15 protein-coding genes are annotated in these 14970 nt (G+C 67.6%); all 15 read left to right on the top strand.

The genetic code is table 11. The annotated features are described in order from the left end of the window. The 15 genes from CR919_RS09975 (at position 1) to CR919_RS09905 (ending at position 14909) form a co-directional block, all read left to right on the top strand. Positions 1-1200, top strand: a complete 1200-nt coding sequence (locus tag CR919_RS09975) for an ABC transporter permease (protein ID WP_099819888.1) — start codon at positions 1-3, stop codon at positions 1198-1200. Between the two features lie 132 nt (positions 1201-1332). Further along, the gene (locus tag CR919_RS09970) at positions 1333-2730 is read left to right on the top strand and encodes a cytochrome ubiquinol oxidase subunit I (RefSeq protein ID WP_099819887.1); all 1398 of its coding nucleotides are present in this window, start codon (positions 1333-1335) and stop codon (positions 2728-2730) included. Position 2731: 1 nt separating this feature from the next. Further along, a complete protein-coding gene (gene cydB, locus CR919_RS09965) occupies positions 2732-3745 on the top strand; it encodes a cytochrome d ubiquinol oxidase subunit II (RefSeq protein WP_025878022.1) in 1014 nt (337 codons plus the stop codon). Between the two features lie 229 nt (positions 3746-3974). After that, positions 3975-4721, top strand: a complete 747-nt coding sequence (locus tag CR919_RS09960) for a beta-ketoacyl synthase chain length factor (protein ID WP_099819886.1) — start codon at positions 3975-3977, stop codon at positions 4719-4721. Further along, on the top strand, positions 4714-5511 hold the full coding sequence (locus CR919_RS09955) for a lysophospholipid acyltransferase family protein (protein ID WP_099819885.1): 798 nt from the start codon (positions 4714-4716) through the stop codon (positions 5509-5511). Before CR919_RS09960 ends, CR919_RS09955 begins: the two co-directional genes overlap by 8 nt. Next, positions 5498-5755 carry a phosphopantetheine-binding protein gene (locus tag CR919_RS09950; protein WP_005411610.1) on the top strand — a complete coding sequence of 86 codons (258 nt, stop codon included), beginning with the start codon at positions 5498-5500 and terminating at the stop codon, positions 5753-5755. Before CR919_RS09955 ends, CR919_RS09950 begins: the two co-directional genes overlap by 14 nt. A gap of 16 nt (positions 5756-5771) precedes the next feature. Next, positions 5772-6029, top strand: coding sequence for an acyl carrier protein (locus CR919_RS09945; RefSeq protein ID WP_025878014.1), 258 nt, complete (start codon positions 5772-5774; stop codon positions 6027-6029). A gap of 22 nt (positions 6030-6051) precedes the next feature. Beyond that, positions 6052-6603, top strand: a complete 552-nt coding sequence (locus CR919_RS09940) for a hypothetical protein (protein WP_099819884.1) — start codon at positions 6052-6054, stop codon at positions 6601-6603. After that, a complete protein-coding gene (locus CR919_RS09935) occupies positions 6596-8284 on the top strand; it encodes an AMP-binding protein (protein ID WP_099819883.1) in 1689 nt (562 codons plus the stop codon). The genes CR919_RS09940 and CR919_RS09935 overlap by 8 nt, the downstream gene beginning before the upstream one ends. Beyond that, positions 8274-9044 (top strand): glycosyltransferase family 2 protein, encoded by a 771-nt coding sequence (locus CR919_RS09930; protein ID WP_099819882.1) that lies wholly within the window; start codon positions 8274-8276, stop codon positions 9042-9044. Before CR919_RS09935 ends, CR919_RS09930 begins: the two co-directional genes overlap by 11 nt. Before the next feature lies 1 nt (position 9045). Beyond that, positions 9046-9987: an acyltransferase gene (locus CR919_RS09925; RefSeq protein WP_099819881.1), complete on the top strand. Its 942-nt coding sequence runs from the start codon at positions 9046-9048 to the stop codon at positions 9985-9987. Beyond that, complete coding sequence (locus CR919_RS09920; protein WP_099819880.1) at positions 9977-11527, top strand: aromatic amino acid ammonia-lyase; 1551 nt, start codon at positions 9977-9979, stop codon at positions 11525-11527. Before CR919_RS09925 ends, CR919_RS09920 begins: the two co-directional genes overlap by 11 nt. Further along, positions 11514-11945, top strand: coding sequence for an acyl-CoA thioesterase (locus tag CR919_RS09915; RefSeq protein WP_033832524.1), 432 nt, complete (start codon positions 11514-11516; stop codon positions 11943-11945). The genes CR919_RS09920 and CR919_RS09915 overlap by 14 nt, the downstream gene beginning before the upstream one ends. After that, complete coding sequence (locus CR919_RS09910) at positions 11942-12571, top strand: outer membrane lipoprotein carrier protein LolA (protein WP_099819879.1); 630 nt, start codon at positions 11942-11944, stop codon at positions 12569-12571. Before CR919_RS09915 ends, CR919_RS09910 begins: the two co-directional genes overlap by 4 nt. Further along, entirely contained in the window at positions 12564-14909 is a 2346-nt protein-coding gene (locus tag CR919_RS09905; protein ID WP_099819878.1) for an MMPL family transporter, read from the top strand. The genes CR919_RS09910 and CR919_RS09905 overlap by 8 nt, the downstream gene beginning before the upstream one ends. Positions 14910-14970 lie beyond the last annotated feature (61 nt).

Below are 14970 nucleotides of genomic sequence, written 5' to 3'. Positions count from 1 at the left end.
ATGTTCGAATCGATGAGGGAGACCCGACGGCACATGGGGAGCGCCGCGCTTCTAGCAGTACAAACAGGGCTTGCAAGCCTGGCATGTGCATTCGCACTGCAGTCCGCTTTGGACAGCTTCTCCAGATTGAACACTCGGAACATCCGGGAGGCAGCATCGATTGGTGTGGTCAGGGTCTCGGATGCCGAAGAGGGCGTGGATGCTGCAGTGTTACGAGCAGACCTGTCCGCCATCCGGCTGCCCGGTGTACAGGACACGGTTGTGAGCGACTCTGTTCCGTTCGGAGGAAGAGCCAATCGATACGGCGTGTGCACCAGTGAATCCGCTATGGCGTACTCGATGAACGCGGGCACGACAGACGTTGCTGGATGTGATCGCATTCCCGTGGTAACTGCCAGCTCTGGCTTGCTGTCGATGCTGGGCGCGGGAATCGTCCTGGGAAGGGCTGTCACAGAGGACGACATGGTTGAAGGTGCCAAGGTGGTTCTGATCAGTGAAGCACTGGCTGCCAGTCTGTTCGGAACGGAGAGTGCCGTTGGCCGGCACCTGCATTTCGGCCCCGGCAGCAGTCGGGTCGTCGTGGGCGTATTCGCATCTGTTTCCGGGCCGGCACCAGTAGGCAATGAGCGAGACTCGCAGTGGGCGCTGCTTCCGGGACTTCCCGTGGGCGCGAGTCGCTATTATCTGGCGAAGTGGATGTCGGAGGTCGATCGGTCATCGCTTGATCGCGTTGTCGACGTACTGCAGCGGCCATATCGGATCGTGAATCCGGCCGGTATCGATACGCTGGCGGGATATCGCGACGCGTACGTCAAAGCTGATCGCTTCGCTACGTCCGTGCTCGCAATCATGACGGCCGTTGTTCTCGGTGTGCTGATGGCCGGTGTTTCCGGAGTCGTAGGCGCGTGGCTTGATCGACGTCGGCACTCCATCGGGATCCGACGCACATTGGGTGCTCGCGGGTCCGTGATCTTTGCAGAAATCATGTTCGAGGTTTCACTGTTTACAACGTTTGGCGCTGTGCTCGGCGCGATGACGTTGCCGTGGGTGTGGTCGTCACAGGACGACGTTCCTGGTTCACCATGGGTCCTGGGATTGATCGCTGCAGCGCTGGTGATGTCGGCCTGTTTCGCTGCCTTGGTGCCCAGGGCCCTGCGAATCGCCAAAGAGCAGCCGTTGACCTTGCTGAAGCCCTTCTAGCCATTCATCCCTCCCTTCACCCACCTCCACCTGCGACAAAGTGAAGCAGCGCGTCACCCTGTCGCATCCCGGCTTAACGATATCCCCCTAAAGTGGTCTGGTATCCCACCGGCTCCTGGCAGGAGGCGTCCCTTGGACGCGTTGTTGTTGTCGCGGATCCAATTCGGATTCGTCATCAGTTTCCACGTACTGTTCCCGGCCTTCACCATCGGCACGGCCAGCTGGCTGGCCTTCATCGAATGGCGCTGGCTGCGCACGAAGCTGCCCGTATGGCGCGAACTGTATTTCTTCTGGCAGAAGATCTTCGCGGTGTCGTTCGGCATGGGCGTGGTCAGCGGCATCGTGATGGCCTTCCAGTTCGGCACCAATTGGCCGCGGCTGAGCGAAGTGGCCGGTACGGTCATCGGCCCGCTGCTGACCTACGAAGTGCTGACCGCGTTCTTCCTCGAAGCCAGCTTCCTCGGCGTGATGATGTTCGGCTGGGGCCGGGTGTCGCCGCGCCTGCATTTCCTGTCCACCTGCATGGTGGCGCTGGGCACGCTGTTCTCCACCTTCTGGATTCTCTCGTCCAACAGCTGGCTGCATACGCCGGCCGGCTACGAGATGGTCAACGGCATCGTCCATCCCGTGGACTGGTGGCAGGTGGTGTTCAACCCGTCCTTCCCGTACCGGTTGGCGCACATGGCGCTGGGTTCGTTCATCACCACCTGTTTCGTGATCGGTGGCGTGGGTGCTTGGTACCTGCGTCGTGGCCAGCACGTGGAAGCGGGCCGACGCATGTTGATCGCCGCCGTCGCGTTCGCCGCGCTGACCGTGCCGGTGCAGATCTTCGTTGGCGACATGCATGGCCTGAACACGCTCAAGCACCAGCCGATGAAGATCGCGGCGATGGAAGCGCACTGGCATGAGACCAAGGAGGGCGAGGGCGTGCCGCTGGTGGTATTCGCACTGCCCAACGAGAAGGAAGGGCGCAACGACTTCGAAGTGGCCATCCCGAAGCTCGGCAGCGTGATCCTCACCCACAGCCTGGACGGCACCTTCGATCCGCTGACCTCGGTGCCGGCCAGCGAGCGGCCGCCGGTGACGCCGGTGTTCTTCGCCTTCCGCATCATGGTCGGGCTGGGCACGCTGATGCTGGTGCTGGCCTGGGTCTCGGCCTTCCAGCTGTGGCGGAAGAAGCTGCTGGATTCGCCGTGGCTGCTGCGCGGCTGGAACTGGATGTTGCCCAGTGGCTTCATCGCGCTGATATCGGGCTGGTTCGTCACCGAGATGGGACGGCAGCCGTGGGTCGTCTACGGTGTGCTGCGCACCGCCGATGCGGTGGGCCCGCAGAGTGCATGGATGACCGCACTGTCGCTGACGGTGTACGTGGTCGGCTACGCCTTCGTGTTCGGCTGGGGCATCTGGTACCTGGTGAAGATCCTGCGCCATGGCCCACAGCCGTACGACGCAGGCCCGTCGCTGGACCATGGCAGCCACACCCCGGCGCGGCCGCTGTCGGCCGCCGACGAACCGCTGGAGGAGCGCTGACATGGACCTGATGACCTGGCTGCCGGTTGCGTGGTTCGCGGTGATCGGCTTCGGCGTGCTGATGTACGTGGTGCTGGACGGCTTCGTGCTCGGCATCGGCATCCTCGCGCCGTTCGCCGAAGACGAGGAACAGCTGGACCTGATGATGAACACCGCCGCGCCGATCTGGGATGGCAACGAGACCTGGCTGGTGCTCGGCGGCGCCGGCCTGATGGCGGCGTTCCCGAAGGCCTACGCGGTGCTGCTGTCGGCGCTGTACCTGCCGGTGCTGCTGCTGGTGGTGGCGCTGGTGTTCCGTGGCGTGGCCTTCGAGTTCCGTTTCAAGGCGCACCGTTCGCGGCGGCTGTGGAGCGTGGCGTTCGGCCTCGGCTCGCTGCTGGCCACCTTTGCCCAGGGTGTGATCCTCGGCACGCTGGTGCAGGGCCTGCCGCTGGTCGATGGGGTGTACCAGGGTGGCGCGTTCGGCTGGTTCAGCCCGTTCGCGATGCTGACCGGTGCCGCGCTGGTGGCCGGCTACGCGTTGCTGGGCAGTACCTGGCTGATCCTGAAGACCGAAGGTCGTGTGCAGGCGCTGGCCCGGCAGATGACCCGCCCGCTGGTGGTGGCGGTGATCGCGGCGATGGGCCTGGTCAGCAGCTGGCTGCCGTTCCTGCAGTCGCGGCTGATGGACCGCTGGTTCAGCGACGGCAACTTCTGGTGGCTGTCGCCGGTGCCGTTGCTGACCCTGGCGGTGGCCATCGCGCTGTGGCGCAGTGCCACCCATCCGCGTCGCGACCTGCCGCCGTTCCTGCTCAGCCTGGCGTTGTTCGTGCTCGGCTTCGCCGGTCTGGTGCTGGGCATGTGGCCGTACCTGCTGCCGCCGTCGATGACGCTGTGGCAGGCCGCCGCGCCGGCCTCTTCGCTGGGCTTCACCCTGGTCGGACTGGTGGTGCTGCTGCCGGTGATCCTGGGCTACACGGCCTGGTCCTACCGGGTGTTCCGCGGCAAGGTGCGCGCCGACGCCGGCTACCACTGACTCCGTTCGCTGGTGCAGTCCACGCGGGGGGCGGTCGCTGACCGCTCCCCGTTGTGGTTTGTGAAACATGTCATCCCTGTGTCGGACGTGCTAGCGTGCGCTCCTTTCCGGCAGCCAGGGGGGCAGCCGGCGACGTCCTGGACGGATGCATGGCTGCAGGAATGGGGGGCAGCCGCGTGTCGCCGTAATGGCTCGAGACTCTCGTTCGCCCATCGAAACATCACCGGTAATGATCGAATTTTCCGTTGTCGACTGGGCCGCCTGGGCGCCTGGCCTGACCGAGCGTAGCCAATGGATGGGCTGGGCCGGGTCGCCGTTCCTGCCGCAGGGCGAGGACACGCCGGCGCTGGCCGAGATTCCGGCCATGCAGCGCCGCCGTATCGAGCGCCTGGGCCGCATGGCGATCCAGGCGGCGTGCTGGTGCGAGGACGGGCAGGGCGCTGACAGCCAGGTGCCGCTGGTGTTCGCCAGCCGCCATGGCGATGTCGCCCGTTCGATGGACCTGCTGGGCTCGCTGGTGGCCGATCAGCCGCTGTCGCCCACCGGCTTCGGCCTGTCGGTGCACAACGCGATCGCCGCGCTGTATTCGATCGCCCGCGGCCACCGTGGCAACTACCTGGCGCTGTCGGCCGGCCAGTCGACGGTGGAAGCGGCGTGCCTGGAGGCCGTCGGCCTGCTCGGTGATGGTGCCCGTGAAGTGCGGATCGTAGTGTATGAGTCGCCATTGCCCGACGTTTACGCCGAATTCGCCGACGAACCCGACCCGTTCTTCGCTTGGTCCTGGCGTCTGGCACCCGTCGGCACCGCCGGTGGCACCGATCTTTCGCTGTCCTGGCAGGTCGCCGGCGACGTCGATCCGAGCGCGCCGGGCGTGTTGCCGCATGCGCTGGACCTGCACCGCTTCCTGCTGGCCGGGGATCCGCTGCTGCAGCACGTGACCCAAGGCCAGCGCTGGTCCTGGCGCCGCCGTGGCTGAGGCGCTGCGCCGCCTCGATCATGCCTGGCGGGTGTTCGGCACCGGCCTCAGCTTCGCCGCGTTTGGCGTCGGCGGCCTGTTGCTGGGCGTCCTGGTCATGCCGGTGCTGTTGCTGATGCGTGACCCGGTCGCGCGTCGACGCCGGGCCCGCCGGCTGGTCCAGCGCGCCTTCGCCAGCCACGTGTGGCTGATGTGCCGGCTGGGGGTGATGACCCTGCAGGTGGAAGGGCGCGAACGCCTGCAGCGCGACGGCCTGCTGGTGCTGGCCAACCACCCGACCCTGATCGACGTGGTGTGCCTGATCGCCCTGCTGCCCAACGCCGACTGCGTGGTCAAGCGGGCGGTGGCCTGCAACCCGTTCATGCGCGGGCCGGTGCGTGCGGCGGGCTACATCTCCAATGACGACGGCGCCGGCCTGGTCGATGACTGCGCGGCGGCCGTGCATGCCGGCGGCACCCTGGTCATCTTCCCGGAAGGCACCCGCAGCGTGCCCGGGCAGCCGCTGCGGCTGCAGCGTGGCGCCGCCAACATCGCCGTGCGCGGGCACCTGGACATCACCCCGGTGCGCATCACCTGCACCCCGCCGACGTTGACCAAGGGCCAGAAGTGGTATCGTGTACCCTCACGTCGTTTTCACGTTCAGCTGCAGATCGGCGAAGATATCCCGATCGCGCCGTTCCTGGCCGAAGATGACTCGCCAAGGGGGGATGCCCTGGCGGCCCGTCGCGTCACCGACCACCTCACTCGTTATTTCGACCTGTCTGGAGATCCGACCCGTGCAAGCACTTGAGCACGAGATCAAGGAATTGATCATTTCCTCGCTTTCACTGGAGGACATCACCCCGGAGGACATCGATCCGACCGCGCCTCTGTTCGTGGAAGGCCTCGGCCTGGACTCGATCGATGCGCTGGAACTGGGCCTGGCGCTGCAGAAGAAGTACGGTGTCAGCCTCTCGGCCGACTCGGAAGAAACCCGTCGCCATTTCTCCAGCGTGCGCGCGCTCGGCGAGTTCGTCGCCGCCCGCCAGTCGTAAGGCGCCAGGAACTGCCATGACCAAGAATGAATTGTTCGAGCGCATCGTCCGCATCCTGACCGACAGCTTCGAGATCGAGCCGGCGCGGATCAGCCCGGAGTCGCGCCTGTACGACGACCTGGACATCGACAGCATCGATGCGGTGGACCTGATCGTGCAGCTCAAGCCGCTGCTCGGCCGCAACCTGCAGCCTGAAGCGTTCAAGGCCGTGCGCACCGTGCAGGACATCGTTGATGTCGTGCACGGCCTGCTGCCCGGTCAGGCCGCTGCCTGACAGCAGCACGGACGCCGCGACCATGGCACGGGCACGCATGGTCGTGGTGGCAGCGATTTCGCTTGCCTATCCTGTACTGGTCTACGTGGCGATGGGCCGCTTCGAGCCGCGCTGGCTGGCGCTGCTGCTGTTCGCGCTGGCCCTGCTGCGCGCGCTGAGCACCCGGCAACCCTTGTGGTGGGCCGCTGCCGCCGGCGCGGGCCTGCTGGCCGGGCTGGCCACCGTGCTCAACCAGGCCCTGCCGCTGAAGCTGTACCCGGCGCTGGTGAACGTGGTGATGCTGACGGTGTTCGCCACCAGCCTGCGCTTCGGTCCGCCGCTGGTGGAACGCCTGGCGCGCCTGCAGGAGCCGGACCTGCCACCGTTCGCGGTGACCTATACCCGTCGCGTCACCCAGGTGTGGTGCGGCTTTTTCGTTCTCAATGGTGGTCTCGCCCTGCTCACCGCGCTGTATGCGTCGGACCGGGTCTGGATGCTCTACAACGGATTGTTGGCGTACGTGATGATGGGATTGTTGTTCGGGGGCGAATGGCTGGTACGGCGTCGGGTCAAGGCAGCGCACGCGCATGGCTGACTGGATCGCCCTGGATCGGCTGCTGATCACGGCGCAGCCCGGCCGCGACATCGGTGTCTGCGATGGCATTGCCGTCGACCACGTCGCCTTCCGCCTGCGCGTGCTGGCCTGGCGTGACGCTTTCAGCACTGCCGAAGGCCGCGACTGGGCGCTTTACTTCGATGACACCGTGGCCTTCGCTGCGGCGTTGTTCGGTGCCTGGCATGCCGGCAAGCGGGTCTTCCTGGCTGCCGACAACCTGCCCGCGACATTGCAGGCGCTGCAGCCGCAGGTGAGTGGTTTTGCCGGTGACCTGTCGGCCGATTACCAGCCCTTGCAGGCCACTGCCGCTGCTGCCGACGATGCGGCGCTGCTGCCGTTGGACGAGCGCGCCTGCGAACTGTGCGTGTTCACCTCCGGCAGCACCGGCCAGCCCAGCGCCATCAGCAAGCGGCTGGACCAGCTGGCGCGCGAGGTCGATGCCCTGCAGGCCGCGTTCGGCGCCCAGCTCGATGGCGCCCAGGTGCATGGCACCGTGTCCCACCAGCATATCTATGGCCTGCTGTTCCGCGTGCTGTGGCCGCTGGCCGCCGGCCGTGCGATCCAGCCCCGGCGCTTCTTCCACGAAGATCTGGTGGGCGCGCTGGCCGGTACCGATACGGTGCTGGTCGCCACCCCGGCCCATCTCAAGCGCCTGCCCGAGCAGCTCGACTGGGCCAGCCTGCACGGTCGCCTGCGTGCGGTGTTTTCCTCCGGCGGCCCGCTGCCCGAGGACGCCGCGCGCCAGGTCCGCCAGTGGTTGGGCGTGGCGCCCACCGAGGTTTACGGCAGCAGCGAAACCGGCGGTATCGCCTGGCGCCGCTGGGACGCCGATGCACCGCCGTGGCGGCCGTTGCCGGGCGTGCAGTGGCGGATCGAGGAGGACTGCCTGGCGGTTGCCTCGCCGCACCTGGAGACGTCGGACTGGTGGCGCACCCAGGATCGCGTGGAAGCACTGGCCGATGGCCGCTTCCGCCTGCTGGGCCGCGCCGACCGCATCGTCAAGATCGAAGAACGGCGCGTTTCGCTGGACGCACTGGAGCGCGCCCTGCGCGAAGATCCCGAGGTCGAGGACGCGCGCGTACTTGTGCTTCAGGGCCAGCGCGAGCAGCTGGCGGCAGTAGTGGTGCCGGCCGATACGGCGCTGGCACGTGCCGGCGACAGCGCACGGCGCGCGCTGGGACAGCGATTGGGCACGCGGCTGGCGCAGGGCCATGACGCGGTCACCCGGCCGCGCCGCTGGCGCCTGGTCGAATCGCTGCCGATCAATGCCCAGGGCAAGGTCACCCAGGCGGCGCTGGTCGCGCTGTTCCAGCCGCTGCTGCCGGTGCCGGTCTGGGACTGTCGCGAAGAGGCCGCGGCCACCCTCCGGATGATGCTGGACCCTGCGCTGCGCGCGTTCCAGGGCCATTTCCCGCAGGCGGCGATCCTGCCCGGCGTGGCCCAGCTGGACTGGGCGGTGCGCTTCGGTCGGCAGGCCTTCGTGCTGCCGGCCGGGTTCCAGCGCATGGATGCGGTGAAGTTCCAGCGCGTGGCCCGCCCCGGCGACGAGCTGACCCTGCAACTGCAGTGGGACGCCGAACGCGGCGTGCTGACCTTCCGCTACACCTCCGTGCATGGCGTGCACGCCAGCGGCAGGGTGGTCTTCGCCGATGCGCATTGAACCAGCCACCGCTGGCGGCGCGTTCGCGCCGCTGGTGGTCATTCCCGTGTACGACCACGAACACGCCATCGGCGCGGTGGTCGACGGCGTGCAGGCCGCGGGCCTGCCCTGCCTGCTGGTCGACGATGGCTCGCAGTCCTCCTGCGCGCGGGTGCTGCGGGAACTTGCACAGCGATCGGGCGTCGACCTGCTGCGGCTGGACGTGAACCAGGGCAAGGGCGGGGCGATGCTGGCCGGTTTCGCTGAAGCGCAGCGTCGTGGGTATACCCACGTGTTGCAGATCGATGCCGACGGCCAGCACGACACCGGCGACCTGCCGCGTTTCATCGATGCCGCCCGCGCGCACCCGGACGCGGTGATCTGCGGCATTCCGGCCTACGATGCCAGCGTGCCGAAGGCGCGCCTGTATGGTCGCTACGCCACCCACATCTGGGTGTGGATCAATACGCTGTCGCTGCACCTGCGCGACACCATGTGCGGATTCCGCGTGTATCCGCTGCCGCCAGTGCTGCGCCTGATTGGTGAGGAAACCATCGGCCGGCGCATGGATTTCGACACCGAAGTGATGGTGCGCCTGTACTGGCGGCAGGTACCGGTCGAGCACCTGGCCACGCGCGTGACCTATCCGGCCGACGGCGTTTCGCATTTCGATGTGTGGCGCGACAACGTGCGCATCAGCCGCATGCATACCCGGCTGTTCTTCGGCATGCTCTGGCGTGCGCCGCGCCTGCTGTGGCGCCGGCTGCGGGGGCAGGGCTGAGATGAGCCGCGCGCAGAGCGCCCCGCACTGGGCCGATATCGGCGAGTCCACCTCGGTGGCCGGCGTGTTGTTCCTGTGCTGGGTACATCGCTGGTTCGGGCGCTGGCCGTTCCGCCTGTGCGTGTGGCCGGTGGTGGCCTGCCATTGGCTCGGCAACCGCGTCGGCCGCCAGGCCTCGATGCAGTATCTGCAGCGGTTGCAGGCGCATACCGGGGCGATTGGCCATGCGCCGACCCGGCGCGACAGCCTGCGCCATTTCTTCAGCTTCGCCGACACGATGCTGGACAAGATTCTGGGCCTTGGCGGCCGCTATCCGCCCGAGCGCATCCGCTTGCAGCGCGACCTGGTGCTGGGCAAGATCGCGCGCCGCGAAGGCGGCCTGATCCTGACCGCGCACATCGGCTGCCTGGAACTGTGCCAGGTACTGGCCGAGCAGGTGCCGGGGTTCCGCATCACCGTGCTGGTGCACACCGCGCACGCGCAGCGCTTCAACCGCCTGCTGCAGCGGCTGGACCCGCTGGCTGCGGTGGAGCTGGTGCAGGTCACCGAAATGGGCCCGGCCACGGCTGTGATGCTCGCCGAAAAGGTCGCCTCCGGTGGCTTCGTTGCCATCGTCGGCGACCGCGTGCCGGTGCAGGGCGGACGCAGCGTGATGGCCGATTTCCTCGGCCACCGTGCGCCGTTCCCGATCGGCGCCTACGTGCTGGCGGGCGCGCTGGGCTGCCCGGTCTACACGATGTCGTGCCTGCACCAGGGCGACGGCTATCGGGTGGCCTTCGAACAGTTCGCCGAGCGCGTGGTGCTGCCGCGCGGTTCGCGCGATGCCGCACTGGCCGAACAGGCGCAGCGCTTCGCGCACTGGCTGGAACTCCAGGTCATCCAGTCCCCGTTGGACTGGTTCAATTTCTTCCCCTTCTGGGATCAGGCTCCTCATGACGATTGACGCCGTACCCGTGTGCCGTTTCGGCGATGCACCGCTGACCATCGAAGACGTGGTCGCCCTGGCCCAGCGCAGATGCGAGGCCGCGCTGAGCGATGTGCCGGCGTTCCGCGCCCATATCCAGCGTGGTGCCGACTTCCTCGACCGCCTGCTGCGCGAGGATGGCGTCATCTACGGGGTGACCACCGGCTACGGCGATTCGTGCACGGTGAACATTCCGCCGGCACTGGTCGCCGAGCTGCCGCACCACCTGTACACCTACCATGGCTGCGGCCTGGGCCGTTACCTCGACCCGGCCGAGACCCGTGCCGTGCTGGCAGCGCGCCTGGCCTCGCTGGTGCGTGGCATGTCCGGCGTCAGCGTGCCGTTGCTGGAAGGCCTGGCCACGCTGCTGCAGCACGATGTGCTGCCGTTGATTCCCGCCGAAGGCTCGGTGGGCGCCAGTGGCGACCTGACCCCGCTGTCGTACGTGGCAGCCGTGCTGTGCGGCGAACGCGAGGTGCTGCACGACGGCCGCGTGCAGCCGGCGGCCGAGGTGCTGGCGAAGATCGGCATGACCCCGCTGAAGCTGCGGCCGAAGGAAGGCCTGGCGGTCATGAACGGCACCGCGGTTATGACCGGCCTGGCCTGCCTGGCCTGGCAGCGCGCCGACTACCTGGCACGCATGGCCACGCGCCTGACCGCGTTCAACGTGCTGTCCAGCGACGGCAACGCGCATCACTTCGATGAAACCCTGTTCGCCGCCAAGCCGCACCCTGGGCAGTCGCGCATTGCCGCGCGCCTGCGCAGCGACCTGCACAGCGAGCGCCCGCCGCGCAACGAGCAGCGCCTGCAGGACCGCTACTCGCTGCGCTGCGCGCCGCACGTGATCGGCGTGCTGGAAGACACCTTGCCGTTCCTGCGTCAGCTGATCGAAACCGAGCTGAACAGCGCCAATGACAACCCGCTGATCGATGCCGACGGCGAGCGCATCCTGCACGGTGGCCACTTCTACGGCGGCCACATCGCGCTGGCGATGGATACGCTGAAGAACACCGTGGCCAACATCGCCGACCTGCTTGACCGGCAGCTGGCGCTGGTGGTCGATGCCCGCTACAGCCATGGCCTGCCGGCCAACCTGTCGGCGGCGACCGGCCCGCGTGCGGCGATCAACCATGGCCTGAAGGCGCTGCAGATCAGTGTTTCGGCGTGGACGGCCGAGGCACTGAAGCAGACCATGCCGGCCTCGGTGTTCTCGCGCTCCACCGAATGCCACAACCAGGACAAGGTCAGCATGGGCACCATCGCCGCGCGCGACTGCCTGCGCGTGATCGAACTGACTGAACAGGTCGTGGCGGCCATGCTGATCGCCGCCCGCCAGGGGCTGGCACTGCGCGAACGGGTTGGCATGAACGCGCAGCTGCATGGCAGTCTGGCCGACATGTACGCCGACCTGGGGCAGCGCATCGCCCTGGTCGAAGAAGACCGCGCGCTGGATCGCGAACTGCGGGAACTGCTGGTGGAGATCCGCGCGCAACGCTGGGAGCTGTATGTCGGTGAATGAAGGCAACGAACTGGTCGGCGAAATCGAGCTGGCCCCCGCTTTCCATGACTGCGACCCGATGAACGTGGTCTGGCATGGCAACTACTTCAAGTACTTCGAGATCGCGCGCTGCGCGTTGCTGAAGCGCTACGACTACGACTACCCGCAGATGCTCGAATCGGGCTACCTGTGGCCGGTGGTCGATGCGCGGGTGAAGTACGTGCGGCCGCTGCTGTTCGGGCAGGCGTTGCGCGTGCGCTCGCGCATCGTCGAGTGGGAGAACCGGCTGAAGATCGAATACGAGATCCTCGATGCGGAAAGCGGCCAGGTGCTGACCCGCGCGATGACCATCCAGGTCGCGGTCGACGCGGCCAGCAAGGAAATGCTGTACCAGTGCCCGCCGGTGCTGTGGCAGCGTCTTGGAGTGCCTGCCCCGTGATCCGAATCCTTCGTCTTCCGCGCGTGCTGCTGTGCGCGCTGCTGCTGGTTGCCGCGCCGCTGCTGCAGGCCGCCGATCCCGCCGTCGATGCCATCACCCAGGCCGTCGCCCGGCCGGACGTGCTGCGCGGGCAGTTCACCCAGGAAAAGCAGGTCAGCGGTTTCAAGAACCCGCTGCGCTCGCAGGGCCAGTTCGTGGTCGCGCGTAAGCATGGCGTTATCTGGTCCACGCTCAAGCCGTTCCCGTCCGAGGTAGTGGTCACCGCCGACCGCATCCTCAGCCGCCAGCGCGATGGCAGCACCCGCGTCGAACTGGACGCGCGCCAGCAGCCGGCGATGCGCTCGGTCAACGCGATCATGTTCGCGTTGATGAGCGGTGACGTGCAGGCACTGTCCAGCCAGTTCAACGTCCAGGCCACGCGTGAAGGGCAGGGCTGGCGTCTGAAACTGACGCCGAAGTCGGCGATGCTGGCCAAGGCCTTCCAGTCGCTGACACTGCAGGGCGACCGTTACGTGCGCCAGGTCGAGATCATCGAAGCCAACCAGGATCGCACCCGCATCCAGTTCACTGCGCTGAGCGAGGCTCCGGCAACGTTGAACGCCGACGAGGCGCGCCGCTTTGAGTGACAGCGCCGCACCGGATCGCCTGCGCCGCTGGTGGCACTGGCTGGGCATCGCCTGGCTGCTGCTGTTGCTGGTGCTGGGCGCGCAGCAGTGGCGCCTGTGGAGCCAGGAGTCGCGGATCGACACCGACATCCTCGCCCTGTTGCCGCAGGACGCGCACGACCGCCTGCTCAGCGACGTCACCCGGCGCATCGCCGATGGCAGCTCGCGGCAGGTGGTGGTGCTGCTCGGCAGCACCGACGGAGCCGCTGCCAAGCGCGCGCAGGCGGCGTTCGCTGCGGCAATGGCCAGTGATGCCGACAGCGCGCTGCTGGTGCCCAGTGGTTCGATCGAAGGCTGGTTCGATGACGCGCGAGCGTTCTACGCACCGTACCGCGACCGCCTGCTGACCCCGGCCCAGCGCGAGCAGCTGCAACAGGCCGAACCCGCTGCGCTGGCCGAACAGGCGCTGGGCGCGCTGTACGGCCCGATGGGCGCGCCGCGCCTGACCGAGTGGCGGCAGGATCCGCTGTCGCTGTGGCCGCAGTGGTGGCAGCAGCAGGCCCAGGGCTCCGGGCTGCGCCTGGGCGATGACGGTCTGCTTGAGGCCGAGGGCAAGCATTGGGCGGCATTGCAGTTCGATACGCCGGGCTCGGCCTTCAGGCTGGATGGCGAGCGCCATCTCGATGGCCTGCTCGAACGCGCCGGAGAAGCGGCCAAGGCCGCTGCGCCAGGTCTGGAGATCCTGCATGCCGGCGTGCCGTTGCATGCCGAAGCCGCCGCGGTGCAGGCCAACCAGGAGATCAACACCATCGGCTGGGGTTCGCTGGCGGCGGTGCTGCTGCTGGTGTGGTTGGCATTCCGCTCGCTGCGGCCGATCCTGCTGGTTGCCGCCTCGCTGCTGATCGGTTGTGGCGTGGCGCTGGCGGTGACCGTGCTGGTGTTCGGCAAGGTGCATGTGCTGACCCTGGTGTTCGGCGCATCGCTGGTCGGTGTGGCCGAGGACTACGGCATCCACTGGTTTGCTTCGCGCCAGGCCGAGCCGGCCGACCGCCGCTGGAAGCTGCTGAGGCATCTGCTGCCGGGCCTGTGGTTGGCCCTGCTGACCAGCGCGCTGGCCTACCTGGCACTGGGCCTGGCGCCGTTCCCCGGCCTGCGGCAGATGGCGTTGTTCTCCGTGGTCGGTCTGGCCGCCGCCTTCCTCACGGTGATCTTCTGGTTCCCGTGGCTGGACGGCGGCGAGATCCGAACCACCCGCTTCGCGCAGTGGCTGGGCAATACGCTGGAGCGCTTCCCGCGCCTGCACGGGCGTCGCCCGGTGGCGATCTTCCTTGGCGTGGCCGCGCTGGTGTCGGCCATCGGCATCGCCCGCCTGCACAGCAACGACGACCTGCGCAGCCTGCAATCGTCGCCGCCGGCGCTGATGGCCCAGCAGATCCGCCTCAGCCAGCTGCTGGGCATGCCCAGCCCGGCGCAGTTCTACCTGGTGCAGGGCAGTGACGCCGCACAGCTGTTGCAGCGTGAAGAAGCACTGACCGAACGCCTGCGTGAACTGACCCACGACAAGCGCATCGGCGGCTACCGCGCGATCAGCGACTGGTTGCCATCGCCCGCGCGACAGCAGGCCGATGCGGCGCTGACCGCCCGGGTGGAACCGGGTGTGCTGGCCGCGGTCGGCGAAGCGGTGGGTGAGCCCTTGCAGCGCCCTGCATTCGCAGCGGCGCCGCTGAGCGCCGAGGCCTTCCTCGCCTCGCCGGCTTCGCAGCCGTTCCGCCACCTGTGGGTCGGCAACGTAGGCGGGCAGATGATCAGCGTGGTGATGGTCGATGACCTGTCGCGTGCCGATGCGCTGGCCACCCTGCGTGGCGCTGCCGAAGGCCTGGACGGCGTGCGCTGGGTCGACCGCACCGCTGATTTCTCGCAGCTGCTGGGCCATTACCGCAAGCTGATGGGTGGCCTGCTGCTGGTTGGCATCGTGCTGGTGTTCGGCGCCCTGTGGCTGCGCTATCGGCGCCATGCCTGGCGCGTGTTCGCCCCCACCCTGGTCGCCGGTGCGCTCACCCTGGGCCTGCTCGGTCTGTTCGGCCAGCCGCTGCAGCTGTTCAATGTGCTGGCACTGATGCTGCTGCTGGGCATGGGCATCGACTACGGCATCTTCCTGATCGAGCACCGCGGCGACGCCAGTGCCTGGCTGGCGGTGTGCGTGGGTGCCGCCAGCACGTGGCTGTCGTTCGGCCTGCTGGGTCTTTCGCAGACGCCGGCGCTGCGCGCGTTCGGGCTCACCCTGCTGTTCGGCATCGGCCTGGTCTGGCTGATCTCGCCGCTGTTCCGGCCGCCACCGCATGACGTGCCGCCGGCCTGAACGGACACGCTTCATTCCGATTCCTCCGCTTTTCCACCTGATCGAGCAACAAGGACGCACC

It is taken from the genome of Stenotrophomonas sp. LMG 10879, from assembly GCF_002750935.1.
Classification (GTDB): Bacteria; Pseudomonadota; Gammaproteobacteria; order Xanthomonadales; family Xanthomonadaceae; genus Stenotrophomonas; species Stenotrophomonas lactitubi_B.
Note: the sequence above shows the minus strand (reverse complement) of the source record. Positions and strands in the feature narration are given on the sequence as shown.